Below are 23,958 nucleotides of genomic sequence, written 5' to 3'. Positions count from 1 at the left end.
AGGAGCCGGTGTGCCCCCACCGGCTCGCCCGGCCCGCCCGGCCCGTCGGTTCCGGGCCGACCCCCCGGGGCCGGCCGGGACGGCGCCATGGCGCCCGCGAAGGCCGTGGCGACGATCAGGGCGCCGGCAACCGACAGCAGTACCCGATTCGGCTCGTCGACATCCAGGACGCGCGCGAGCAGCAGACCGGCCCCCGACCCGCTCACCGCCGCGGCCACGGTCGTCAGGACGCCGATCCGGCGGTCACTCAGGAAGGTCATTTGTCCGCAGATGAGGCCGATCATCGTGGCGGCCACCGGTCCAACGACGGCATGGCCGGTCCGCTCGGTCCCAGCGGCCCAGACCCCGGCCGCAGCGGCCAGACCGGTCAGGGTGAGCAGCGCGGTCAGGACCGATGACCGTGACGAGGACCGGAAAGGACGTGAAGGACGGGAAGGACGCGAAGGATGCGCGGGCCCGGCTAGGGGAAATGGCGGCGTCGGGACGGGTGAGGGTTTGGGGGGAGGGGTTGCCGGCGGGCCGGGATTCGGGGTCGGCCGGGTCTGCTCGCGGTTCGGTTCCGCGGCCGTGACCGGGGGGACGCCATTGCTGGCGTCGGCCGTCTCCCCGGGGGAGAGCCGCTGGGTGAGCAGGCGGACGAGCTCGCCGGCGGAGGGCCGGTGCCCGGGGTTCTTCGTCAGGGCGCGGCGAACGGGACCGAGCAGCCGCTCGGGCACGCCGTCGAGCTCCGGCTCGGTCGAGCTGATGTGCAGCGCCACGATCTCCGGCGCCTCGCCGCGGAAGGGACGTCGCCCAGTCGCGGCGAAGACCACGCAGCATCCCCAGGCGAAGACGTCCGCGGCCGATCCCGCCTGCTGGCCGTTGATCTGTTCGGGGGCCATCCAGGCCACGGTCCCGACGAGTTCGCCCGCCTGGGTGTAGCCGGTGTAGTCGGCCGACCGGGCCACCCCGAAGTCGATGACCTTGGGACTGGCCCAGGACATCACGATGTTCGCCGGTTTGAGGTCGCGATGCACCACGCCAGCGGTGTGGATCGCCTCGAGGGCCGTGGCGAGACCGATCGCGAGCCCATCCAGAGAGCGGCCCGTGAGCGGGCCGCTCTCCTGGACGGCGGCGTGCAGGGTGGGGCCCGCCACGTATTCGGTCGCGAGCCAGGGCTTCGGCCCGTCCACCTCGGCCCTGATCACCCGGGCGACGGTGTCGGCCTGCACGTCCCGGGCAGCCGAGACCTCGGAACGGAAGCGGGCACGGAACTCGGGGTCACTGGCATGCACCTCGTGCGGCACCTTTACCGCGACGGGCTGGTCGTCCGGCCCGAATCCCAGGTAAACAACGCCCATGCCGCCGGCGCCGATGCGATTGTGCAGGCGATAGGGCCCCATCACCCGCGGGTCGGTGTCGTTCAGTGGTCTTAGCACGGCTGGTCCTCGAGCGTCCCTGTCCCCGGCAGCACTGTCCCCGGCGGCGCTGTCACGTTGGTGGCGCTGTCACGTTGGTGGCGCTGTCACGTCGCGCCACAGCCCGGTGGGCGTCGGAATCTCCAAACGTAGTATTCCGTGGCGGCCCGATGCAACGGTATATAGCAGAAAAGCGGTCCTTCGTAGACGGACAGCGCGTCCGGGACCGTCCGTCCCCCGGGGTTGTCGCCCCACAGCGCCTCTGCGTAGTCCTGCGGATCCCGGAACAGTTCGGCGGTCGCCCGCCTGACCAGTACCGGATCGGCGTCCGCATGGGCGAGCAGGCCGTTGGGGATTGTGACGGTCCGGACCGGCGGGATCTCCCGGTAGTCGTCGGGCCCGAGGCTTCCGGTGCCGAAGACCGGCCCGGCGAAGAAGTGCCCGCGGGACCGGTAGAACTGGTCCCAGTCGGCGGTGATGCCGTCCTGGTAACTGGACAGGTCGAGCAGGCGCAGCCTGGCGCCACCGGCGATGGCGTTCTTGATCTGCCGGGTTCCGGCTCCGCCCGCCCAGACCACCGCGTCCACCTTCCCGGCGGACAGGCGGCGCAGGGCCTCGTCGATGGAGGATTCGTCCAGCTCGCCGCGGCAGTCCTCGGACAGGGCCACCCGCAGGAGCACCTCGCTGATCTGCCGGACCCCCGATCCCGGCCGGCCGGCGGCGATGGGTCGATGGCAGAGATCAGCGAAGCGGGTGATGTCGACGTCATCCGACCTGCTGGTGGGGTCGCGCACGATCACGTGCAGCAGGTCCTGATGGACGGGGCCGAGGGTGCGCAGACCCGCCACCGGGTGGCCACCGCGGTTCGGCTCGAACTGGTTGACCCCCGCCGCCGCGTCGACTGTCGTATTGAGCTGCGCGATCGCCAACCCGCAGACGCGGCTGTCGGGTGATTCCAGGTCATAGATGTTCTCCGTGGAACCCGCCGTTTCCACGACGTCCACGTCGAAGCGTTCCGGGGCGGCTTGTAGCCGGGTCCGCAGTACCCGGGCAAACTGATTATAGGGTGACCCGACGTTGCCGGTGAAGATCTGTACCGAAGCACAGGCGGATCGGCCCGTCGGCGGCCAGGCGGCCGCCCTGGAACGATTGGACGTGGCAACGACCGAAGTGACGACGGCGACGGCGAGAACCACGCCGATCACCACGGTGAGGCGTTGCCGTCGGGTCAGCCTTTCCGGCCGGGACCCGGCCGGCTGGTCCGTCGACACCGCGCATCCTCCGCTCTGGGATGTGGATCACTGGCGACCATGGTCGCGGAATGCGGGAAATCGTAGAGGAATCGGCAGAGCAGGTTCACGGCCGGGGTGCGGTGGTAAAGCGCCCGGCTGCCAGCTTCTCGGAAACTCTTCCGGGGCGCGATTCCCTGCGGGCCTTCGGGCTTGTCCGGTGGACGACACGGGGGCACCGGTGACGAGGTCAACGCCCGGCTTCCCGGCCTGGGAGCCACAGGTCGACTTCGCCGACCCGGCGGGGAGCCGCGCCGACGAGTTCGCGCAGCAGCGTGCGTAGCTCGGCGGTCCGTCGCGCCGGTCCCAGCACGACGGCGTCCGGGGCCAGCCGTTTGTAGGCCGCCCGGAGCCGCGGCGATCCCGACATGGCAGCGGCGGTCGTCGCGCCGTTGTCGATGTCGATGAGGGCGGACGTCAGCGCGTCCGGCGGGCTGTGCAACGCCGCCCGGCCGTCGGGCCCGGGGACGGTGCAGTAGCAGCCGGGGATGACGAACCGGAAGTTCGCCCTAGCCTGCCACAGCATGGCTTCGGCGTTCTGGGGATGGGGAAAGGGGACGACGAGTGCGGTGGCACCCTCCGGAATCAGGGTCACCCCGTCACCAGTGAAGAACGCGGGCGTCGTCATCGACGTGGTGAGCATCGGGGCGGGGACGAGCGCCACCAGGGCAGAGAGTGTCAGCACGCCGGCTCCCACCCGGACGGTCCTGGTCCGGGCCCGAGCGGGGATCCCCCGTCCGGGGTCCAGGTCGGCGGGCGCCGTCCGGTTCGACGGCAGCCGGTCGAGCCCGGTCGCCACCACGATGGCCGCGCACATCATCACGTATAACGCCAGGCGGGAGGGCAACGCGTTCCCGAGCACCGGCACGTGCTGAAGGGGCAGCCACGGGAGGGGAACGCCGGTGTCCTGGCCGTCGACATGCAGGTGACCGCCGAGGGAGAGCACGGCCATGACCACGCCGAGGGGAGCGAACACCCCGACCAGCGGAGGCCGGCGCGCACCGCCCGTCGTGACGACGACCATGACGACCACGATGATCAGGACGATCAGTGGAGCGCCCAGATAACCGCTGACCTCGACCGCGTTCCCCGTGAAACCGAGGCTGTGGCGCAGCGCGCCGTCCGGGGCGACGGCCTGCATCGGCGTCGGCGTGACGAAGGTCAGCAGATCCGTCACGGCGATTCCATCGGGTTGGATCGAGCCGTGGATCCGCTGGGCACCCAGGAACTGGGTGCCCAGCGGCCAGGCGAGCGCGGCCGCGGCGACTCCGCCGGCCGTGGCGAGGCCGGTCAGGGCCGGTCGTAGCCGCGATCGGATCCGATCGCGATGATGTACGGCGAGGATCACAAGACCGAACGTGGCTGCCAGCGCGGATGTGGCGAGCAGCTCCTCGCCGATCAGCGCCTGGGCGATGATCGCCAGACCGAGCAGGACGCCGGTGGTCCGCGGCCCCCGCCCGCGGACCACGAGATCGTCGAGGAGCAGCAGGAGAACCGGCGGGAACGGTGCGAAGGTCAGATGCAGATGACCATAGGACGCGCCGATCATGTACGGTCCGAAGCCGTACAGCAGGCCGGCCAGCGCCGCCGGTCCCGGGCGTACCCATCGGCGCAGCACCCAGAACAGGGCGAATCCGCTGATCACGGGCGCCAGGGTCAGCAGCACCGTCAGCGTGGTCACGGGGCCGCCCAGCAGCGTGATCGGTGCGGCCAGCGCGCCCAGTAGGAGCACGGGTGTGCTCCACAGGACGTCGGCCCCGTCGGGGACGTTGATGTGGTGCGTCAGGAACGGGTTGAGCCCGTCGGCGAGCGCGTGCGGCGTCCAGCCGAGGAACCAGGCGAACAGCATGGCGTCGTTGCCGCCGTAGGAGACGTTCCCGAGATTCCCCCAGGCGGAGTGGAAGATGCAGACGGCCACCGCCAGGTATCCCACCGCGACCAGCAGCGGCGGAGGAACCTGGATCCGCCAGGACCGGATCGCCGGCGCCGGGTGTGCACCGTGGCCGGGAGCATGATCGGTGCCGCGATCGGAGATACCTCCGGCGGTTCCTGCGGTTTCGGATTGCGTCACGACGGCCCCCCTCGTGTGCCCGTCGACCCCGATCCGCTCCCTGCGGACGGGATGTACGGGGCGTTCACGACCATAGTCGCCCCGATTGCCTCCATGGCTACATAGCGTGACTATTTGGCGGTGTGGGGTAACGGTCTACCCGCGATACGACACGGGGAGAGATACCCACCGAGGGAGAGTTCCTCGGCCGGGTGCGGAAACCCTCGCCGGTTTCCCGGGCCGGCGGTCGCGGTCGTTCCCGGGACCGCGGTCGTTCTCGAGGCGGCGGTCGTTCTCGAGGTTCCGGCGGTTCCCGGTGTTCGGCTGTCCGGGCCGTTCTGGTGCGGCGCGCGGTACTACCCGGCTGCCCGGTCCTGGCCGCGGGACGTGGCGCTCGGATCCGCCCATTCCGCCACCAACGCGGCGCAGCTGCGATAGCGCGCGACGGCGTAGTCGTCGGAGACGACGCCGTCGCGGTCAAGCACGGCGACGGGATAGCCACGCTCCGCGCGATAGCCCCGTTCACCGACGATGACCCGCCCCCCGAGCCGGACCACTCCGACGACGTACGGCAGGGAGGTCCAGCGGGGCGGGCGGGCGGCGGCCAGGATGCTCGGGTCCCGCCAGGCGTACAGGCCGCAGGCGCAGTGCTCGTCCGGGACCCGTTCGTGGCCCGCGCCGGGCTCGCCGGGCTCGACGTCCCGGTCCGGCCGGCGGGTGCGCAAGCAATGTGCCTCGGTCATGCCGTCGGCGCGCCAGAGCAGTAGCCCGGGTGGAAACGGCGACCACGGCGTCCAGGCAGGGCGTAGCTGGCCGTGCGCGTCCACCGCCCACTGCCGCCAGCCGAGCAGGCTCACCCGGGAACCGGTTCCAGGTCCGGTTCCAGGTCCGGTTCCGGCGTGGCCGGGACCGGGATGGTCAGCGGCTCGGAGTCGGGAAAGCTGATCGGCTCGTCTTCGACGATCCGTTCCGGTCTGCCCACATCACCCACACGTCTACGGTGAGCGCCCGACGCCGAGCCGTCAATGCCCGACGGGGACGGGTCACCCCATAGGGGAACCGGCCATCCCACCGGGGAGTGGGCCGACCGGCGGGACCAGGCTCACCGCCGTGGGCCTCGATCACGGGTTCCCGCGAACGCCCGGCCGGCGTATCGATGATCTTGACCGGTGGTGTTCAATGTGCTCTTCGCCTAGTCCTGTGGGGTGATGTCGTTGCCGGGCATGTCTGCGGCCGATCCGTATCAGGTGGCCGCGGCCCTGTTGTGGGCCCGCGTGCTCGGCCTCGAGACCGTCGGTCTGCATGACGACTTCACCGCCCTTGGCGGTGATGCGGCGACCGCGCAGGAGCTGGTGGCGACCCTGTGCGACGAGTTCGGGGTCCGGCTGCCGAGCTCCGTGGTCGTCCAGGCGTCGACGCCCGCCGCGTTCGCCGAGGTGTGGGCCGCCCGGCAGAGCGAGTCCGTCGGGCATCCCACCGTGATGCCGCTGACGCCCGGCGGTTCCGGCACCCCGTTGTTCTGCTTCCCGGAGGCCGGTGGGCCGGCGATCGGTCTGCTCCCGTTCGCCCGGTACTTCGCGGGCGAACGGCGGGTCTACGGGATGCAGGCGCACGCCCTGGAACGGCGGGGCATCCCCGACTGGTCGGTGTCGGCCGCCGCCCGGCGGCACGTGGGGGAGATCCGTCTTCTCCAGCCGACGGGTCCCTACCTGCTGGCCGGGCACTCCTTCGGCGGACTGATCGCGTTCGAGGTCGCGCAGGTCCTCCGGAAGGCGGGCCACGAGGTCGGCCTGCTGGCGTTGATCGACACCTACCTGCCGGGTACCTCGCGGCTGACCCGATCCGGGGCGATCGTGCCGACCAGTCAGTTGGAGGGAGCGCATCCGGACTCCCCGGCGCCGCCCGACGCCGGTCGGGGGATCGGCCCACTCGCCGCCGACGACGGGCCTACGCTGACCCCGCGGGTGATGGTCGACCGCCTGCGCCAGCTCGTCGAGCTGCCGCTTGCTGGCGTGGTCCGCTTCCGGGGGATGCACCAGTACGACGTCTTCTACAACCAGGGGCGCATCCTGACGATGACCTACCGCCCCCGCACCTACGATGGCCGGACGGCGGTCTGGCTCGCCGACGACCACGACGAGATCGAGGCCTGGCGGGGCGTCCTGACCGGACCCGCCGCGATCCGCCGGATCGGCGGGGACCACCGCGGCGTCCTGCGGGAACCGCTGGTCGCCGGGATGCTGGCTGAACTGCGCCACGAGCTGGCGACGGTGCCCGGCATCGACGGCCGCCGGGTCTGATCTCCTGGGGGTCGCCGGGTCGATGGCGTTCCGCCGTTCCTGCCCCGTACCCGACGGGCGCCGCGGGGAGGTGTTCGACGAGGCGTTCGCGGCGTTGCGGCGGCGCTATCCGCAGGTCATCCCGGAGCGGCTACTTCCGGCCGGGCGGGACGCGGCGCGCTCGTTGATCGCCGAGAATCTCGCCGCCGGGATGAGCAAGTTCGTCTTTCATCCGGTCACGACGCCCGGCGGATGGCCGGATTTCTTCGACGCCTTCGCCGCCGAACTCATGCCGCTCGAGACCTGATTGGCGGGTTTTTCCGGCGAGCCGGACAATATGGACGGAGGGCTCAGGTGATGGTGAAACCGCCGTCAACGGCGAGGGTCTGCCCCGTGACGAAACTGCCGGCGTCGGAGGCCAGGAAGAGAAGCGCCGCAGTCAGTTCCTCCGGTTCACCGATGCGTCCGCGGAGGATCCTCGCCGACTGGGTCTCGAGGTACTCGGGCTGGTACTGGTCGGTCATCTCAGAGCGGAAGAAACCCGGCGCCAGCGCATTCACCCGGATGCCGCGCCGGCCGGTCCATTGCTGGGCCAGATCGCGGGTGAGGCCGACGAGGGCGGCCTTGCTCGCCGTGTAGGCCGCCTGCGGCAGGCCGGCGGTCGTCAGGCCGAGGACGCTGGAGATGTTGACGATGCTGCTGCCGGGTCGCATGACCCGCGCCGCCGCCTGCGCCATCCAATAGCAGCCGCCCAGGTTGACGTCGATGACGGAGCGGAACTGCTGCGGGGTCTCCTTGAGCGCGGGGACGGCGGTGCCGATCCCGGCGTTGTTGACCAGGATGTCGACCCGGCCGAAGGTCTCCATCGCGGCGGCGACGAGGTGTTCGCAGGAGGCGGGGTCGGCGACGTCGGTGGCGACCGGCAGGGCGCGGCGGCCCTCCTTCTCCACGAGCTCGGCGGTGGTGGTGAGCCGGTCGGCCCGGCGGGCGCCCAGGGCCACGTCCGCGCCGGCCTCGGCCAGGCCCCGGGCGAAGTCCACCCCGAGACCGGAGGACGCCCCGGTGACGACGGCGACCCGGCCGTCCACCCGGAACCGGTCCAATATGGACATAGCATGCTCCTTTACGATAAAGCGGCGCGCGCCTAATCATGGATCCTATCCCGGGCCGGCGAGTGACCCGGGCTTCCCGCGCCGCCATCCTTGCAGGTTCCGGGCCCAGGTGCCGACAAATCACCTCCCGTACGCGGAGGCGTTCGGCGCGCTGTGCATCTGGCGGATGGTCCGTCCCGAGAGCATGTGCGTGCGTCGAATACGGCGAGGCTCTTCCCTTTTCCGGTGGGCGCGGTCACAATCGACCGGTACGACCGGGCGGGCGACGACCAACGTTGATCCGGCAACATCGGCATTATCCGGCAGCCGGCCATACCAGGCTGCCGGCAAACGCGTTCCGGAACATGTGATCTGTGGGTCGAGGGGGTACTGACGATGTGTCGGTCACTTCGACATCACCGGCTGTGAAGCGCGACAATCCCGCGCACGTCGACAGGGCGACCGAGGGCCTCGGGAGAAAGGAAACGCGGGAGGAAGCGTGGAACGGGCAGAGCGTACCGAAGTGGACTCGCAGGTCCGGACGGAGCGTCATCTCGTCGTCGGTCTTCGTATCGGAGACTTGTCGGATATGGCCGATGTCCTGCTGGCCGCTGACCTTGCCGCGAAGCTCGACGCGCACCTCGTGCTCATCGCGGCCCCGGATCGATGGTCGAGCTGGGCACGGTGGACCGCGGGAATGCACTACGCGTTTGGCGTGGAGACCGTGATGAACGCTGCCCGCATCGCCGAGGAGGAGGCCCGGGAAGATCTCAACCGGCGCCTCGGAACCCTGCTTGATCTAGTCGGCGTGACCTGGACCATGCGGTGGGCCACCGGCTCCTACCGACGAGCCGTGGCCCGCCACGCCCGACAGCACCCCGAGGCGCTGGTTATTTACCGGCTGTCGGGGGGCGGTGCCCGATAACCGGTGCCCGGTGGCACATGGTCACCGCCCACCGGTCACGTCGAGTATTGCTCCGATGACGTAGGAAGCCTCGGGTGAGCAGAGCCATCGCACCGCGCCGGCGACCTCCTCAGCATGGATCCGCCCCGCTCTGCCGGCTGACGTCGCCCAGCGTCCCAGGCTGGCGGAGGCTGCGGGGGTCATCGCGCCGCGGGGGAGATGGAACGTCGGGCCCGGGCGCTCGTCTTCGCCTCGTACATGTCCGCATCGGCATGCCGGACCACGCTCTCGGGACTGTGCGAGCCGGCGCCCCCGACGGCCTGCGAGGACGCCAGGCCGATCGTCGCTCTGACCACAAGGGTGTTGCCGGCCACGGTGAGGGGCGCCTCGATGAACTCGCGCACCCGCTGCTCGGTCTGGCGCATCGTCAGGGAGGCGGCCCCGGGCAGCACAATGACGAACTCGTCACCGCCGAGTCGGAACGCCTGCCCGGCACGTGCTTCCGGCCAGATCGTCTCGGGGCCGATCAGCGCGGGACCGATCGTCTCGACCGGTCCCGCGCTGGCCGCCGACGGGCCCGGGGCGAGGACGTTGGCCAACCGAGTGGCGACCGTGCACAGCACATCGTCGCCCACCTGGTGACCGAACGTGTCGTTGATCGGTTTGAAGTCATCCAGATCGATGAGCAGAACCGCGAACGGAGTCTGCTCCCGAGCCAGTTGATCGAGGAATTCGGTAAGCGCCGCCCTGTTCGGCAGGCCGGTCAACGGGTCGTGGGTGGCACGTTTCCGTAGCTGCTCCTGCAACTGACGACGTTCGCTGATCTCGTGGCAGGTAAGCAGGACACCACCGTCGAAGCGGCCCGGCCCGGACGCGGGCCGCCAGGCGCTGGCCTCGATGTCGAACCAGCGATGGCCGCCGTTGACCGTCCGCATGCGGACGTCCAGAAGGGACCCCGGTCCACCACACTGCCGGTCCGCGAGGAAGGCCCGCGTCGCCGCCTGGTCCTCGGGATGGACCAGGTCGATGAGCGGCAGCCTGATCATGGCCTCGACCGGGTAGCCGAGCAGGCTCTCGACCGCCGAGCTGATGAAGGTCGGCCGGCCCGCACGGTCCAGGTTGACGATGATGTCGTGCGACTCGTGCACCAGGGTCTGCAGCCGCGCCCGGTCGCGCCGGACCGCCTGCTCTCCCCGGAAGATCATTTTTGTCAGGCCTGAGAACGTGACGGCCACGATGCCGAGCAGCAGCAGATCGCCGACGGCATGGTTGTCTCGCGGGTCGCGCGGCAGTGGGCCGTCCTGTTGCAGGATGAGGTACCCCCATGTGGGATGGCCGGGGATTGCGGCGGCAACGGCGACGTGACCGTCGCCGTTGCGTATCGTCACCCGCCGGCTCTGGCCTGGCCTGATTGACCGCAGCTCCGTGCCGTCAGTCATGGCGATCCCGACCGCGGACGGATCGTCGGACAGGGCGATGCGCCCGGTCTCGTCGACGATGACGATCCGGGTGCCCTCTCCGGTGCCGCTCGTCCCGGTGCCTCCGCCGCCAAAGATGCGGACCATCTCGGCTCCCGGCATCCCGGCTCCCGGCCTACCCATGACCAGGAACGCGGCGCTGCGTCCGTCCCGCACGATCGGCACGATGCTGTACGCCCGAACCCGATCGCCCAGGTGGAAAACAGGGATGTTGATTCCGCTGGTGCGGGCGAGAGCCCAGATCCGGTCCCGCGGGGGGAACGGGATCGTTGCGCCGGTGGGTTGGGCCGCCGTCGGCCTGCCGTCGAGATCGACCAGTGCCAGAACGGTGTCGGGGCCCGCGAACGCCGACCGGGAGACCGAGGCCAGCACCCGCTGGTCGACGGCGGGTTCGGTCAGCGACCAGGGAAGCCTGGAGATTGGGTCGATCAGGCGCACGGGTTGGCCCAGGTCCGCGACATATTCGGCCAGACGGAGGACGAGGGAGTGAGCCTCGGCGATGTGCTGGGCCTCGTCTTGCCGCCGGTTGGCATCCTCGATCTCCAGAGTGACCGCCGTGGCAGCCAGGATGACGGTCCCCAGCACGAGCAGTGGGATGGCTCGCCCCAGCTGCTCGCGCACGGTTGTCCGCCAGCGTCGAGGAGACAGCAGATGCCCGGTCCGGCCCGCGGGTGACGATCCGGATGCGCCTGGGGATCTGGACGGGCCTGGGGATCTGGGTAAGGCTGGGAAGGACATCGAGCGCGGTCGGATGACCGGGGGTCGCGGCGTGATCCGGTCAGTGGCGAGGAGCACGGGCGCGGACGGTGCGGGCGCTTCGAGTGTGGCGGTCTCGGCCGGCGTGCACTGGACGGCGGTGGGCCTGGTTACCGCGGGCTCCACCGTGGTGGTCTCGGCCGCCAGGGGGTCCGCCATGGCATATCGTCCCGGACCAGCCTGCTTGGCCTTATACATGGCCTCGTCGGCCGCGCGCAGCAGCCGCCCGGAATGGCTGGGCCGGCTGACGGCCAGCGCTACTCCGATGCTTGCGGCGACGCAGACCTCGTAGCCGTCGACGAGGATCGGTTCCTGTACCGTGCGGATGACCCGACCAGCCATGGTGCGAGCGGCAATTTCGTTCGCGCGCCGCAGCAGGATCCCGAACTCGTCGCCGCCGAACCTCCCGGCGACATCGTCGGGGCCCAGCACTGTTCGGATCCGTCCACCGATGACCTGCAGCACCCGGTCGCCGGCCGCGTGGCCGAAGGTGTCGTTGACCGGCTTGAAGCTGTCGAGGTCGATGAACAGGACCGCGACGCCCGCAGCCGCGGCGAGGGCATCCTCGAGCTGCTCCTCGAAGGCGGCCCGGTTACACAGCCCGGTGAGTACGTCATGGCGCGCCTGATAGCCGAGCTGGTCCAACAGCTGCTTCCGTTTACCGACCGCATGGCAGGTGATCAGCACCTCGCCGGATCCGTCCCGGGTGGACAGGCGGCGGGTCGCGATGTCGAACCACCGGGGTGTGCCGTTCGCCGCCGTCATCCGAATGTTGAGCAGGGAACCGGCAGCGGGGTTTTCGATCAGTCGTATGAGTCGGTGCGCGTCGTCCGGGTGCACCAGATCCGCGACCCTGCGCCCGAGCCAGGCCTCCCGGGAATGGTCGAGTAACGGGAAGATCGCGGGGCTGATGAACGTGAGCCGTCCGGTGAGGTCGGTTGTCAGCACGATGTCATGGGCCGCCGCGAACAACGCGCACAGCCCGGCCCGGGAGCGCCGAGCCGCCGCCTCCCGCAGCAGGCCGACGAAGATGATGCTCAGGACCGACATCAGCGCGATGGCCAGTAACGTCAGATTCCGTTGGTTTCGTCGGGCCCGGAGGTCGGCGTTCAGCGAGTCCGTGGCCTGCCGGAAGTAGGTCAGGTACCCCGTCGTCGGCTGCACCGCCGTGATGTTTGTGATCCTCTTGCCGTTCTCGGTCGTCTCCCAGATCCGCGCACCGCCACGCTGGGCGTGGGAGCGGGAGAGATCGGCGGTCGAGAGGACCTGCCGACCCAGCATGCCCGGCTCGGTGGAGGCGATCGGTACCCCGTCCGGGCCGACCGTCGACATGCTGCCCCGGCCGATCCCGAGCAGGGCCGCGATCCCGTTGGTGACCTGGAGGTTGGACTCCTCGGTGGACACGGAGACCAGGACGGCCCAGGGCCGCGGACGGCCGACGGGAACCACCGTTGCTCTGACGCGGCCATCGTGGAGGGCGAAGACGGGGGACACGGCGGGAACCCCGGACCAGGCAGCGGACCAGGCCTGCCCCAGGTCGGTGGGGACTATGGAGTTCCCCCGTGGATAGGAGGCCGTGGTATGGCCCGCGGTGTCGAGTAGCGCAACCACCCGGATGACATCGCCGGAGTGGGCGATCTGGAGCTGCGGGAGCAGGGCTTCGTTCCCCAGGGGGTCACCGGGCTGGAAGGGCGTCCGATCGGTCGCGGACTGCATAGCCGCCGGGTTGTCGACGATCGCCGCCCACTGCGCGAGCCGCTCGACCAGCTGGGAACGTTCGTTGAGGCGGTCTATCTTCTCCCGGCTCAGCAGATCGGAGCCCGTCCAGATTGCCATGGTACCGAGGACCGCAACCGTGAGTAGTCCGACGATCAGTGGGTGGATGAATCGCCGCCGGAGTCGCGATCCGGCCCGGGCCGCTGAGGTTCTGATTGCGGCCGTGACTCGTCCGGGCGCTTGCCGCCCACTGATTCGGCCACCTCTGATCATCTATATGCCCCGTCCGACAACCGTGCCCGGACTCGACGGATCTTACCGTGAGTGAAGACTTTCTGTTTTCCGTGCCGTCGAATCATCCCGGTAGTGGGTGAGCATACGAGTATCTGTGCCACGAGTTTCACCGGCCGTCGCCCGTGACAGAACTCCACCGCTTGCGCCGACACGGACCGGCGTATTGGGCTGGGTGACCCGGCGCGTCCGCGGGATGGAGGAGATTGCCGAACGAAGATGATTCGACTACTATAAGTGTCGTTCCGAATACTTTAAGGCTTGGATGGTCGGTCGGTGGGCGGCATCAACTCGACTATGGGTTACTATATATAACGCTAGGTGCTGTCGGTCGGGGTTGGGGAGCTGTGATGCTGGTACCTTCCGCGACCGGCCCCCGCATGCTTCTCGTTCCCTTCGGCATTATTCAATACTCTCCGTAACGCCCGGCCGGTCTAGCCCGATCGAGTATCGCGGAAGATGATCATCTGGTCACCGCGTGCGTTGCTCGAGCCGGCGGGGCTTCGCGGCGGCGGGACCGCCGGGTGAATTAGGAGCGCGTGACCGCCCCTGCCCGCCTCGCCGGCTCCTCGTCGAGGCGTCGGACAGGGCGCGGGGCGGCTTGGCCGAGCGGTGCGTCGGCTGCTTCCGATCCGCTCCGCCGGTGGCTGGCTTAACGGGAAACGGCATTCTCGCCCGGACGGCGGTCCGGAGATTCACCGCGCCTCGGGTGGGCCGGAGCGTGCGGATTTCTTCGCCTGGGCGTGGCTACCGGTCGATTACCCGGTTCTCGATCCGGCCCGGTGCCCGGACATCAGGGCGCGACGACATCGTCCCGGCGTTGGATACCGAATGTGTAAACACCTTTGGGCGCAATAGCCGGACGCCGGCCGGGAACAGCCCACCTGTTCAGGGCACCCGGCATGGATCGTTTCTGGTCCGCCGTGGGCTTTCGCCGCGGGAGCGGATCTTCTTCGGTACGGCCGTGATCCGCACGGCCCCACCGGGCACACGGCCCGTGGATCCGGCGAGAGCGCGCGATGCGACTGGTCCGACGCGGCCAGGAGTGGCACGCTTCACACCAGTGCCGACGGGCCGTGCTCGATACGGTCCCGCTCGAACGCGGCCCGGTCGATGTGCGGCACTGTCGATGTGCGGCACTGTCGAGGCCGATGTGCGGCCCGGCCGAGAGGAGGGCCGATGATCTCGCCGACCACCGTCAACCGGACAACGGCGGTTCCCGGGACGTGTTCGTCCCGGACCCATGAGGTGACGAACCAGCCTCCGCCCCTCGTGGGGCACGATGCGGCGGCCGATCCGGCGCTACTGGCGGCCCTCGCGCGGGAGGGGGCCGGCTGGCATGCGGACGATCTGCATCGACTCGGTCGGTTGGCCGGCACCGAGGAGGCCGCCCGCCAGGCCGACGAGGCGAACAGGTTCCCGCCGCAACTGCGCACTCATGATCGTTATGGGTTTCGCGTCGACGAGGTGGACTTCCATCCCTCCTGGCACGCCCTGATGGATGTCGCGGTACGGGAGGGCCTGGCCGGGGCGCCGTGGGCCGACCCGCGTCCCGGCGCCCATGTCGCCCGCGCCGCGGACATCCTGGTCTGGGGCACCGTCGAGCAGGGTCATCTGTGCCCGGTGTCGATGACCTACGCCGTGGTGCCGGCGCTGCGCGCCGCCCCGGAGCTCGCCGCCCGCTACGAACCGTTGCTGACCAGCCGCGTCTACGATCCGGGTTTGCGCCCACCCGAGGGCAAGGCCGGCCTGCTGGCGGGCATGGGCATGACGGAGAAGCAGGGTGGCTCGGACGTCCGTGCTAACACGACGACGGCGACGCCGGCGGGCGACGGGACCTATCGGCTGCGGGGGCACAAGTGGTTCACCAGCGCCCCGATGAACGACGTCTTCCTGGTCCTGGCCCAGGCCCCCGGTGGCCTGTCCTGCTTCTGGGTGCCACGGGTGCTTCCGGACGGCGCCCGCAACACCTTTCGGATCGCGCGGCTGAAGGACAAGCTCGGTAACCGTAGTAACGCCAGCGGCGAGCCGGAGTTCGACGACACGGTCGGTTGGCTGGTCGGCGAGGAGGGCGCAGGGGTCCGGGCCATCATCGAGATGGTGGCGATGACCCGGCTCGACGCCAGCCTCGGCTCGGCGGCGGGGATGCGTGCGGCCGTCATGGCGGCCGCCCACCACGTACGTCACCGACGCGCGTTCGGGAGACTACTCATCGATGCTCCGCTGATGCGCAATGTGCTCGCCGATCTCGCCCTGGAGTCCGAGGCCGCGACGACCCTGGTGCTTCGGGTGGCGGGCGCGGTTGACCGGGCGGCCCGTGGCGATCGTCAGGAACGAGCGTTCAGACGGTTGGCGATCGCCGTCGCGAAGTACTGGGTGTGCAAGCGTTCCCCGGCGCTGGCCGCCGAGGCGCTCGAATGCCTGGGAGGTAACGGCTACGTGGAGGAGTCCGGGATGCCGAGGCTCTACCGCGAGGCGCCACTGAACGGTATCTGGGAGGGCTCGGGCAACGTCAACGCGCTCGACGTGCTGCGCGCGGTCACCCGGGAACCGGCCAGCCTCGCCGCCTTCGCCATGGAGATCGACGCGGCACGTGGCGCGGACCGCAGGCTGGACGCGGCCTGGGCCCGGTTGCGCGGTGTCCTCGACCGGTCCGAGGACGCGGAGTTCGCCGCCCGGCGCATCGTTGAGCGACTTGCCGTCGTCCTGCAGGGCTCCTTGCTGGTGCGCTACGCCCCGGGCGCCGTGGCCGACGCGTTCTGCGCCACGAGAGTCGCCGGTGAGGGGGGACTGGCTTTCGGCACCCTGCCTGATGCCGCTGATGTGCCAAACATTCTCGGCAGAATTCCACCGATGGGCGCCTGAGATGATTCGCTCGGTGTTTCCTGACCTTGGCGGATAGGTACTAGAAACTCTCCGTAATCAACGCTGCGCCATCAGGTGGGGGATGTGCCCCTAGGGTGGAGGCTGACTGCGCCCTGGAGGGTTCCATGGTGTTCTTCTGCTTGGCTGTTGCCGGGCTGATATTGATCGCGGGCGTGCTCGGCCTGGTGCGGGGACGCGCGGAATGGGCGTGGATCCCCAACCGCCGTACGGCCGGCGCGGTTGCCGGCGCGGGATCCGCGGCGCTCGTCGCTTTCGGGCTGCTCGCCTCCCGAGGAGTCGGGGTCGGCGACGGCAACGATCTGGACCTGCCCGCGAGCCAGGCTATCCTGCCCGCACCGACTCTCCCATCACCGTCCACGCCAGCATCACCACTTTCAGTGCGATCCGCGACGTCTGCCGAGCCCGGGTCCACGTTGCCCGCGGACACCGACGCGGATCGGGACCCGGAGGCGGACAGGGCCGCACATCGTCCGGCGCCGTCCGATGACCGCGGCGGACCCCGGCAGTCGCGTCCTCCCACCTGGGACACCTGGCCGCCGTGGGCGTCGCCCGCGGGCGGCCGGTCGTCGGGGACGTTGCAGGTAGGGACGTTGCAGGTGGGGACGCCGCCGCCGCCGCCGACGCCGACGCCGACGCCGTCCGGGACGCCCTCGCCGGGGACGTCACCGTCCGGGACGTCACCGCCGAGAACCCGGCCGACGGGAACCCCGCCGCCGGCGCATGGTCGGCCCGACACCCGCCCAGACGACCGGGAAACCGGCGGGGACGACCGGGAAACCGTCGGCGGTCGCGGAACCACCGGTCAGAAGCCTGACGGGCGCGACCATGCCGGGTCCGACCGAGGAGCCAGCACGGCCCCGACACCACGCGACGGCGGTCGCCCCTCACCCGGATCATCTGGATCGAGTGGTGCGGGCCGCGGCGCGGGGGCGTCGCGGCAACCGAGGGAACCGGGGGATCGGTCCGTCTCCAGGCCGGCGGCCGGACCATCGGCGGCCGGACCATCGGCGGCCGGACCGTCGGCGGCCGGACCATCGGCGGCCGGGACGGGGTCGCCGTCCGCTCCGCCGCGCACGAACGAGGGCTCGCCTAGGGCGACCGGACAGCTGGCCGGCACGGCGGCCGGTTCATTGGGCCCGTCGTAGCAGAGCAGTCCCTCGATGCAGAGCAGCCTGTCACCTCGGGCGGCTGATCGTTCTCGCTCGAGGCCGTCGGCTGCCGCACTTTTCCGGGTACGCGGAGGGCGACACGACGTTCTGGTATTCGTCTCGTTACTTTCGGCGAGTTACGGTTCGGGTTCTCGTGCTGATGCTGCGACCTGGGGGCCCCGATGTCGGCGGTTGCGATGATCATCGCTTTGCTTGCGGTGATGGTGATGCTGATCGGTGTCGCAGGCATCCTGCGTGGGCGGGTTGGCTGGGCCGGAATTCTGGACCGGCGGCGAAGCGGCGCGGTCGCGGCGGCTGGATTCACGGTCGCGGTCATCGCCTTCGGGCTCGCCGCGCCCGGCGGGCCCACCCCGGGCGACGTGCTGATCCAGGCCGATCGACCGTCGTCCGATCGGCTCGTCCGGGCCAGGGCTGATGACGATCGGGACGACGACCGGTGGGCGGGCCGCCGCGAGCAGAGCCGATCGTCCTTCCCGGCCCGGTCTACCTACCCCGACCCCGTCCACCCCGTTCCCGGCCTCCCGGGAACGGACGGAGCACGGACGTTGCCACGCCTTGTCGCCCCTTCGGGCGATCCAGATTCCGCCGGGGGCCCGCCCTCCTCCGCCAGGCTCGGCCATCCCGCCAGGCCGGCCGGAGCCGCTGATTCGGCCCACCCGGCCTATCCCGACCATCCCGACTATCCCGGGGATCCGACCGCACCTTTCGTCGAATCATGGCCCCGGTCTTCGCCCACGCACCCGCCGTCGGCCGACGGCGGGTGGCGGGTGTCATCGGTTCCACCCGCCGCATCGGATCGGACGGATGCCTTCGGACCCGATCCGGAGGACAGGAGACTGCACCCTTCGGTGCCCGGCCGTCGGACCGCGCCGCGTCCGTCGTCGAACCCGTCGGAAGCGCGGCCGGCCGGCGGACTGCTCCCCGCGCCCGGGAGCGGGTCGACTGATCCCGGACCACCCGCGCAGGCCGGTCCGACCGGGGGCGGCAGGGCGGACGGCCGGGGCGACGACTGCGGCCCGGCGGCAGGTCCCGAACCGATTGTGGTGATTCCCGACCTGTTCGGCTCCAAGCAACGGGCTGACGCCGCGATGTGCGCGGATCCCTGAGCGGGCCCGGCGTTTCAGCCCGTCGGCGTGGACCCGGCGCGGCTGGCCGCGACCAAGGCGATGACCGCGGGGGCGAGCCGAAGCACTTTCGTCTCCACCGGCCCGGTTCTCATTGTCGCCCACCCGATAATGTACCGCCGTGCCTATTTCTTATCCCGTTCTCGCTCAGGCGACACCGCCGCCGCTGCCGATCTCCTCGAACACTGCCCTGCAGAAATCCGTAAACCTCAACCCGTCGAATGAACTGCATTATTCCAACATCTTGTCGCCGTTGGTCGTTCTGATTATGGTTGTTGCTGGCCTGCTGCTGCTGCATGGACTCCGCGCCGGTGTGCGTCCCTGGGCTCGACGCCGCGCCCTCACGGTCGGCGGTGTTGTGGCTAGGGCTGGCACGGCTGATCGGGCGCCGTGCGCCGGTGTCCCGGTGGAAGGCTCCGGCGCAGGGGGCGCGCCGGCGGATGACGTCATGACCGCCCCCGGACGTCAACGACGCGATCAGAGTGGGGACCATTCCTGGGCCTGGATGACGAGTCCGGACCAGTCCGCGCCCTGGCTGCGGGCGCGTTCGGCGAGAAAGAGGATTCCGTTCGACAGCCAACTGCTCGGCCGCACGGCGGATGCGGCGAGCGCTCTGGTCGCGAGGATCTCGGCCTTGTCCAGCTCGCGTGCGTGCATCGCCGCGGATGCCTGGTAAAGGCGGACGGCGGCGAGAGCACCGGACGCCCGGGAACGGTTGAACAGCTCGGCTGCCTCGCTCAGCCGCTCATTTCCCTCGTCCAATGCGCCGGCGGCGACGAGTGCCGCACCGCCGAATGTCGGCAGATACCCAGGATGGATACCGTCCAGGCTGTAGCCCACCGCACCTGCCGGGAGCTTTGCCGCGACCGATCCCGCTGAGCGCAGCACGGCAACGATATCGTCGGTAGGCAGGTGGCACGCGGCCATGATGTGCGCCTCGGTGGTCATCGCCAGGATCGCGGTGTGCGCGTGTGGTGCCGTGGCCTGGGCCGCCCGCGCCAGCGCCAACCCGTCGCGGGTGCTCTGGAAGGAATAAGCGGCGAGTTCAGCCAACACGACTCCGGCGTGGGCAGCAGTCGTCGCGTCTCCTACATGTTTCGCGAGGACGAGCGCCGCCCGCGCCGAGACTGTGGCCGGCCTGGCCATGCCGTTGTCACTCTGCGCCACGGAGGTCATGAGAAGAATCCGGCCATGCGCTCGTATCCAGTCCCGGCGCAGGGCTGGGCCCAACCGCCATCGGCCGATCGTCTGCGCATGGTGCTCCAGCGCCGCGAGGCGCTCGACCAGGTCGGCCGGTGCGGTGGTCTCCCAGCGGCGGGCGAGGGTCTCCAGACCGGTCTCGACCTGGTGTAGCGCCGCGCGGCTGTCCACCGCCGTGGATGTCATGCCGACCGCCTCGGCGGGCCCGAGGACGCCGAGTAGCGCGCTCGTGGTAATGATCGTTCGGCGGTCCGTCGAGGCGTCCATATGGTACTCCTGACGATCGCGACCTGGCGGACCGGGCACATGTCCGGCGTATGCGCACGCGCAACCATTGCTGTTCTCCGCCCGAGGGTCTCGACACAGTAAGGTCACGATAACCGGGTACGGGGCGCTATGTCGCCGCTGTGGGTTAAGGTTTAGACTTTTTTCGCTGGTTCGCCCTTCCGTACCGGGTGCGTGTGCCAGAAGCCGCCACTCCCGAAATCGGGGCCGGGCTACGCGGATCTGTCGGAAAGCCCGCGCAGCGCCTGGTGCAGATCGGCGACGAGGTCGTCCACCGATTCGATCCCGACCGAGAGCCGAACCAGGTCCGCGGGTACCGCGAGCGGCGAGCCCTCCACCGAGACATGGGTCATGCTCGCCGGATGTTCGATCAGGGATTCCACCCCACCCAACGACTCGGCGAGAGTGAACAGCCTGGTCCGGCCGCATGCCTCCACGGCCGCGCGGGGGCCGGCCCGAAGGGTGAACGAGACCATTCCCCCGAAGTCACGCATTTGCTTCGCGGCGATGCCGTGACCCGCATGCCCGGTCGAACCCGGGTAGCGGACGGTCCCGACGGCGGGGTGCGTGGCGAGCTCGGCCGCGATACGCCGAGCGTTGTCGCAGTGCCGGTCCATCCGAATGGGGAGCGTCTTGACACCGCGCAGTACCAGCCAGCTGTCGAAGGGGCCGGCGACGGCGCCGGCCGCGTTCTGCAGGAATCGTAGCCGGGCGCCCAGGTCCGGATCGCCGACCACGAGCGCGCCGCCGACGACATCGCTGTGGCCACCGAGATACTTCGTCGTGGAATGCACCACCGCGTCCGCACCCAGGGTCAGTGGCTGCTGCAGGTAGGGCGAGGCGAACGTGTTGTCGACCGTTAGCAGCGCCCCCGCGTCATGCGCCAGCGACGAGAGAGCGACGATGTCGGCGATGGACAGCATGGGATTGGTCGGGGTTTCGCACCACACCAGCCGCGTGGTGCCCGGACGGATCGCGACTCGCACCGCATCGAGGTCGGTGAGATCGACGCTGGTGTGGTCGACGCCCCAGTCGGCGAGCACCCGGGCAATGAGCCGGTAGGTGCCGCCATAGGCGTCCGCCGGGATGATGACGTGGTCTCCGGGCCGGCAGACAGTTCGCAGCAGGGCGTCTGTCGCCGCCATGCCGGAGGAGAAAGCGAGGCCGACCGTCCCGCGTTCCAGCGCGGCGAGGCAGGTCTCCAGCGCGGTACGGGTCGGATTCGCCGAACGACTGTACTCGTAACCGCTCCGAAGCCCACCCACGCCATCCTGGGCGAACGTCGAGGACTGGTGGATCGGCGTCACCACCGCTCCCGTGACGGGATCGGGCTCCTGGCCGGCATGGATCGCGATGGTCTCGAATCCCTCAGCGGGCTGCTCCATAGGCATGGCGCCACGCTAGGGCCTCCTCAATGATCGGTGCCGATCTAGCGGACGGCCAGGAAACTCAGCAGGTCGGCACGGGTAAGGATGCCGACGGGATTACCCTCGTCGTGTACCAGCACCGCGGGTTCGTCCCCGAGCACCGCGACGATCCGGGCCAGTGGCTCGCCGGTACCCACCATCGGAAGCGACGGCGACAGATGATCGGCGACCGGATCGTCGATGGCGGACCGGTCGGCGAAGACCGCCGCGAGCAGATGCCGCTCGATGACGGAACCCGCGACCTCCGCCGCCCGCAGGGGCGGTTCGTGCCGCACCACCGGCATCTGCGACACGTTGTACTCGCGCAGGTAGGAGATGGCGGCACCGACTGTCTCGGCCGGGTGGACATGCACCAGATCGGGGGGACCACTGGTCTGTTCGGTCTTGTTCCGCATGACGTCCGAGACGGTCGGCTCGTTCGACGGCGGCTCCAGAAAGCCGTACTCGTACATCCATTCGTCGTTGAAGATCTTCGACAGGTATCCGCGGCCGGAGTCCGGAAGCAGGACCACGACGGCGTCGTCCGGGCCGAGCTCGCGAGCAACCCGGAGGGCGACGACCACCGCGAGTCCGCCTGACCCGCCCACCAGCAGCCCGCATTTCCTGGCCAGCTCGCGCGTCATCAGGAACGAGTCGCGGTCGCTGACCGCCTCCACCCGGTCGACGACCGTCTTGTCGTAGGTCGTCGGCCAGATGTCCTCCCCGACGCCTTCGACGAGGTAGGGCCGGCCGCTGCCACCGGAGTAGACCGAACCCTCCGGATCCGCGCCCACGATTTGCACGGTTCCGCCGGACGCCTCCTTGAGATAACGGCCGACTCCACTGATCGTCCCGCCGGTCCCGATGCCGGCGACGAAGTGGGTGACGCGACCGTTCGTGGCCTGCCAGATCTCCGGCCCGGTCGTAGCGTGGTGCGCAGCGGGATTGTTCGGGTTGGAATACTGATCCGGGCTCCAACCACCGGGAGTCTCGCGGACGAGCCGGCGGGCCACCGAGTAGTAGGAGCGGGGGTCGTCGGGTGCCACTGCTGTCGGGCAGATGACGACCTCGGCGCCGTAGGCGCGCAGGACGGCCCGTTTCTCTTCGCTGATCTTGTCAGGCATGGTGAACACGCAGCGATAGCCCCGCCGGGCCGCCACCAGGGCCAGACCGACACCGGTGTTTCCGCTGGTAGGTTCGATGATGGTCCCACCAGGCGGAAGCAGCCCGGCCTCCTCGGCGGCGGAGACCATGGTCAGCGCCACCCGGTCTTTCACCGATCCACCGGGATTGAGGTACTCCAGCTTTGCCAGCACCGGCGCCGGCGTCGTCTCGATCGTCGGTGTGATCCGGACCAGCGGTGTGTTTCCGACGAGATCGATCACGTGGTCGAATGCCTGCATATCGGTCATCCGCGCATCATTTCCGCTCTCGAGAGAGGTAACCGGGGCAACACCTCGTGTCCACGGCAGGCGGGAGCCGGTTGAGCTGCCCGAACCGGATCACCTCCTGGATACCGACGACCGTGGCCGGGACGCTGCCTGTGCCCGGCGGCGGCGTACGTCACCTGCGTTCGTGCGGACGCGACATGCCGGCATGGACTGCTGCCACGACAGTAGCGAGCCGGGCCGGAACGTGCCGGGCCGCGTGGCATCCACTCTGTTTGCGATGGCATCCCGGGGGCAGATCGTCGTGGTGTACCTGACGGTGCGTCATCGCGAGTTCCGATGACCGTGCCCGGACGACCGCGCCCGGACGACCTGGGCCCGATTGGTACGATAAAGTTCGGTGCTGATCGACGAGTGGCGGCTGATCGACGAGTGGCGTCAGGAGTGGCGTCGATGTTCCCGGCAGGCTTGCCATCGGCGTTCACCACGATCCCGGTGTCGGAGATCCCGGTGTCGGATCGGGAGAGAGAGCGGGTCAGCTCATGCGCCTTGTGCTCAACGTTATCTGGTTGGTATTCGGTGGTTTCTGGCTCGCCGTCGGTTACGCCCTCGCGGCGCTCGTGTGCTTCATTCTCATCGTCACGATCCCCTTCGGGATCGCCGCTCTGCGGATGGCGAACTTCGCACTGTGGCCGTTCGGACGGCGCATTGTCGACCGACCCGGCGCTGGCGGGGCGTCTCTGGTCGGAAACGTGCTGTGGATCCTTCTGGCCGGTTGGTGGTTGGCACTGGGACATCTCACCACCGGCCTGGCACTCTGCCTCACCATCATCGGTATCCCGCTCGGGCTGGCGAACTTCAAACTAATCCCGGTCTCGCTGCTGCCCCTGGGTAAGGAGATCGTGGATGTCGACGCCCCCGCCGTCGGAGCTCGCGCGGCATTCTGAGCCGCTGCGGCAGGTCGAGCGCGCTCGGACCGTGCCGCGCCGTCGCGCGAACAGAACGCCGGCTGCATGATCACAACAGCATGATCGACTAGGGCGTCCCGCTCCACCGGTAGCGTCGCCAGCATCGCATACGTGCTTATACCGGTCTCATATCTAGCGTCGCTCGCAGATCGGAGCATTCCGCAGGCGGCAGCAGGCCTACAATGGTGTAGTAGATTCGATGGTGTGGAATGTGCGCGCAGGCTAGGGTGAGGCGGAAACCCCTGGGGATCCCGAGGAGGTAGGTGAACTCATCGTGGACA

16 protein-coding genes are annotated in these 23,958 nt (G+C 69.6%); 6 read left to right on the top strand and 10 right to left on the bottom strand.

The window, feature by feature from the left end; translation table 11 throughout:
- The 5 genes from AC08OV_RS14485 to AC08OV_RS14465 form a co-directional block, all read right to left on the bottom strand.
- On the bottom strand, positions 1–1,418 hold a 1,418-nt coding region (locus AC08OV_RS14485), incomplete at its 3' end, for a serine/threonine-protein kinase (protein ID WP_476619779.1).
- An 86-nt stretch (positions 1,419–1,504) separates the two neighbouring features.
- Positions 1,505–2,668 (bottom strand): TAXI family TRAP transporter solute-binding subunit, encoded by a 1,164-nt coding sequence (locus AC08OV_RS14480; RefSeq protein WP_476612595.1) that lies wholly within the window; start codon positions 2,666–2,668, stop codon positions 1,505–1,507.
- Positions 2,669–2,876: 208 nt separating this feature from the next.
- Positions 2,877–4,757, bottom strand: a complete 1,881-nt coding sequence (locus AC08OV_RS14475; protein WP_476612596.1) for a hypothetical protein — start codon at positions 4,755–4,757, stop codon at positions 2,877–2,879.
- A gap of 335 nt (positions 4,758–5,092) precedes the next feature.
- Positions 5,093–5,593, bottom strand: a complete 501-nt coding sequence (locus tag AC08OV_RS14470) for a hypothetical protein (protein ID WP_462188875.1) — start codon at positions 5,591–5,593, stop codon at positions 5,093–5,095.
- Positions 5,590–5,718 carry a hypothetical protein gene (locus AC08OV_RS14465; protein WP_476612597.1) on the bottom strand — a complete coding sequence of 43 codons (129 nt, stop codon included), beginning with the start codon at positions 5,716–5,718 and terminating at the stop codon, positions 5,590–5,592. Before AC08OV_RS14465 ends, AC08OV_RS14470 begins: the two co-directional genes overlap by 4 nt.
- A 241-nt stretch (positions 5,719–5,959) precedes the next feature.
- On the opposite strand from AC08OV_RS14465, the gene AC08OV_RS14460 reads away from it, so the two are divergent.
- Together AC08OV_RS14460 and AC08OV_RS14455 are read left to right on the top strand one after the other, a co-directional pair.
- Positions 5,960–7,036 carry a thioesterase domain-containing protein gene (locus tag AC08OV_RS14460; protein ID WP_476619780.1) on the top strand — a complete coding sequence of 359 codons (1,077 nt, stop codon included), beginning with the start codon at positions 5,960–5,962 and terminating at the stop codon, positions 7,034–7,036.
- A gap of 22 nt (positions 7,037–7,058) precedes the next feature.
- Complete coding sequence (locus AC08OV_RS14455) at positions 7,059–7,322, top strand: hypothetical protein (RefSeq protein WP_476612598.1); 264 nt, start codon at positions 7,059–7,061, stop codon at positions 7,320–7,322.
- A gap of 43 nt (positions 7,323–7,365) precedes the next feature.
- On the opposite strand, the gene AC08OV_RS14450 is transcribed toward AC08OV_RS14455, so the two are convergent.
- The gene (locus tag AC08OV_RS14450) at positions 7,366–8,127 is read right to left on the bottom strand and encodes an SDR family NAD(P)-dependent oxidoreductase (RefSeq protein WP_476612599.1); all 762 of its coding nucleotides are present in this window, start codon (positions 8,125–8,127) and stop codon (positions 7,366–7,368) included.
- A 502-nt stretch (positions 8,128–8,629) separates the two neighbouring features.
- On the opposite strand from AC08OV_RS14450, the gene AC08OV_RS14445 reads away from it, so the two are divergent.
- Positions 8,630–9,031: a hypothetical protein gene (locus AC08OV_RS14445; RefSeq protein WP_476619778.1), complete on the top strand. Its 402-nt coding sequence runs from the start codon at positions 8,630–8,632 to the stop codon at positions 9,029–9,031.
- A 179-nt stretch (positions 9,032–9,210) separates the two neighbouring features.
- Here the strand turns inward: AC08OV_RS14445 and AC08OV_RS14440 are convergent, their stop codons facing one another.
- The gene (locus AC08OV_RS14440; protein WP_476612601.1) at positions 9,211–13,080 is read right to left on the bottom strand and encodes a diguanylate cyclase domain-containing protein; all 3,870 of its coding nucleotides are present in this window, start codon (positions 13,078–13,080) and stop codon (positions 9,211–9,213) included.
- A 1,350-nt stretch (positions 13,081–14,430) separates the two neighbouring features.
- Here AC08OV_RS14440 and AC08OV_RS14435 point away from each other — a divergent pair.
- The gene (locus AC08OV_RS14435; protein WP_476612602.1) at positions 14,431–16,116 is read left to right on the top strand and encodes an acyl-CoA dehydrogenase family protein; all 1,686 of its coding nucleotides are present in this window, start codon (positions 14,431–14,433) and stop codon (positions 16,114–16,116) included.
- 1,351 nt (positions 16,117–17,467) lie between these two features.
- Positions 17,468–18,412, top strand: coding sequence for a hypothetical protein (locus tag AC08OV_RS14430; protein WP_476612603.1), 945 nt, complete (start codon positions 17,468–17,470; stop codon positions 18,410–18,412).
- Positions 18,413–18,907: 495 nt separating this feature from the next.
- On the opposite strand, the gene AC08OV_RS14425 is transcribed toward AC08OV_RS14430, so the two are convergent.
- From AC08OV_RS14425 to AC08OV_RS14415, 3 genes are all read right to left on the bottom strand, one after another.
- The gene (locus AC08OV_RS14425) at positions 18,908–19,897 is read right to left on the bottom strand and encodes a hypothetical protein (protein WP_476612604.1); all 990 of its coding nucleotides are present in this window, start codon (positions 19,895–19,897) and stop codon (positions 18,908–18,910) included.
- A 230-nt stretch (positions 19,898–20,127) separates the two neighbouring features.
- Positions 20,128–21,306, bottom strand: a complete 1,179-nt coding sequence (locus AC08OV_RS14420) for a cystathionine gamma-synthase (protein ID WP_476612605.1) — start codon at positions 21,304–21,306, stop codon at positions 20,128–20,130.
- Positions 21,307–21,344: 38 nt separating this feature from the next.
- Positions 21,345–22,724, bottom strand: coding sequence for a cystathionine beta-synthase (locus AC08OV_RS14415; protein WP_476612613.1), 1,380 nt, complete (start codon positions 22,722–22,724; stop codon positions 21,345–21,347).
- A 527-nt stretch (positions 22,725–23,251) separates the two neighbouring features.
- Between AC08OV_RS14415 and AC08OV_RS14410 the strand changes: the two genes are divergently transcribed.
- Complete coding sequence (locus AC08OV_RS14410) at positions 23,252–23,656, top strand: YccF domain-containing protein (protein WP_476612606.1); 405 nt, start codon at positions 23,252–23,254, stop codon at positions 23,654–23,656.
- Positions 23,657–23,958 lie beyond the last annotated feature (302 nt).

Source organism: Frankia sp. CeTa3Moorea (assembly GCF_978021225.1).
This window is presented reverse-complemented; position numbering and strand designations above follow the sequence as displayed.

Coding starts and splice junctions, on each gene's coding strand:
- AC08OV_RS14460 (WP_476619780.1), top strand. CDS start 5,960: ATGTCTGCGGCCGATCCGTATCAGGTGGCCGCGGCCCTGTTGTGGGCC.
- AC08OV_RS14455 (WP_476612598.1), top strand. CDS start 7,059: ATGGCGTTCCGCCGTTCCTGCCCCGTACCCGACGGGCGCCGCGGGGAG.
- AC08OV_RS14450 (WP_476612599.1), bottom strand. CDS start 8,127: ATGTCCATATTGGACCGGTTCCGGGTGGACGGCCGGGTCGCCGTCGTC.
- AC08OV_RS14440 (WP_476612601.1), bottom strand. CDS start 13,080: ATGGCAATCTGGACGGGCTCCGATCTGCTGAGCCGGGAGAAGATAGAC.
- AC08OV_RS14435 (WP_476612602.1), top strand. CDS start 14,431: ATGATCTCGCCGACCACCGTCAACCGGACAACGGCGGTTCCCGGGACG.
- AC08OV_RS14430 (WP_476612603.1), top strand. CDS start 17,468: ATGTCGGCGGTTGCGATGATCATCGCTTTGCTTGCGGTGATGGTGATG.
- AC08OV_RS14425 (WP_476612604.1), bottom strand. CDS start 19,897: ATGGACGCCTCGACGGACCGCCGAACGATCATTACCACGAGCGCGCTA.
- AC08OV_RS14420 (WP_476612605.1), bottom strand. CDS start 21,306: ATGCCTATGGAGCAGCCCGCTGAGGGATTCGAGACCATCGCGATCCAT.
- AC08OV_RS14415 (WP_476612613.1), bottom strand. CDS start 22,724: ATGCAGGCATTCGACCACGTGATCGATCTCGTCGGAAACACACCGCTG.
- AC08OV_RS14410 (WP_476612606.1), top strand. CDS start 23,252: ATGCGCCTTGTGCTCAACGTTATCTGGTTGGTATTCGGTGGTTTCTGG.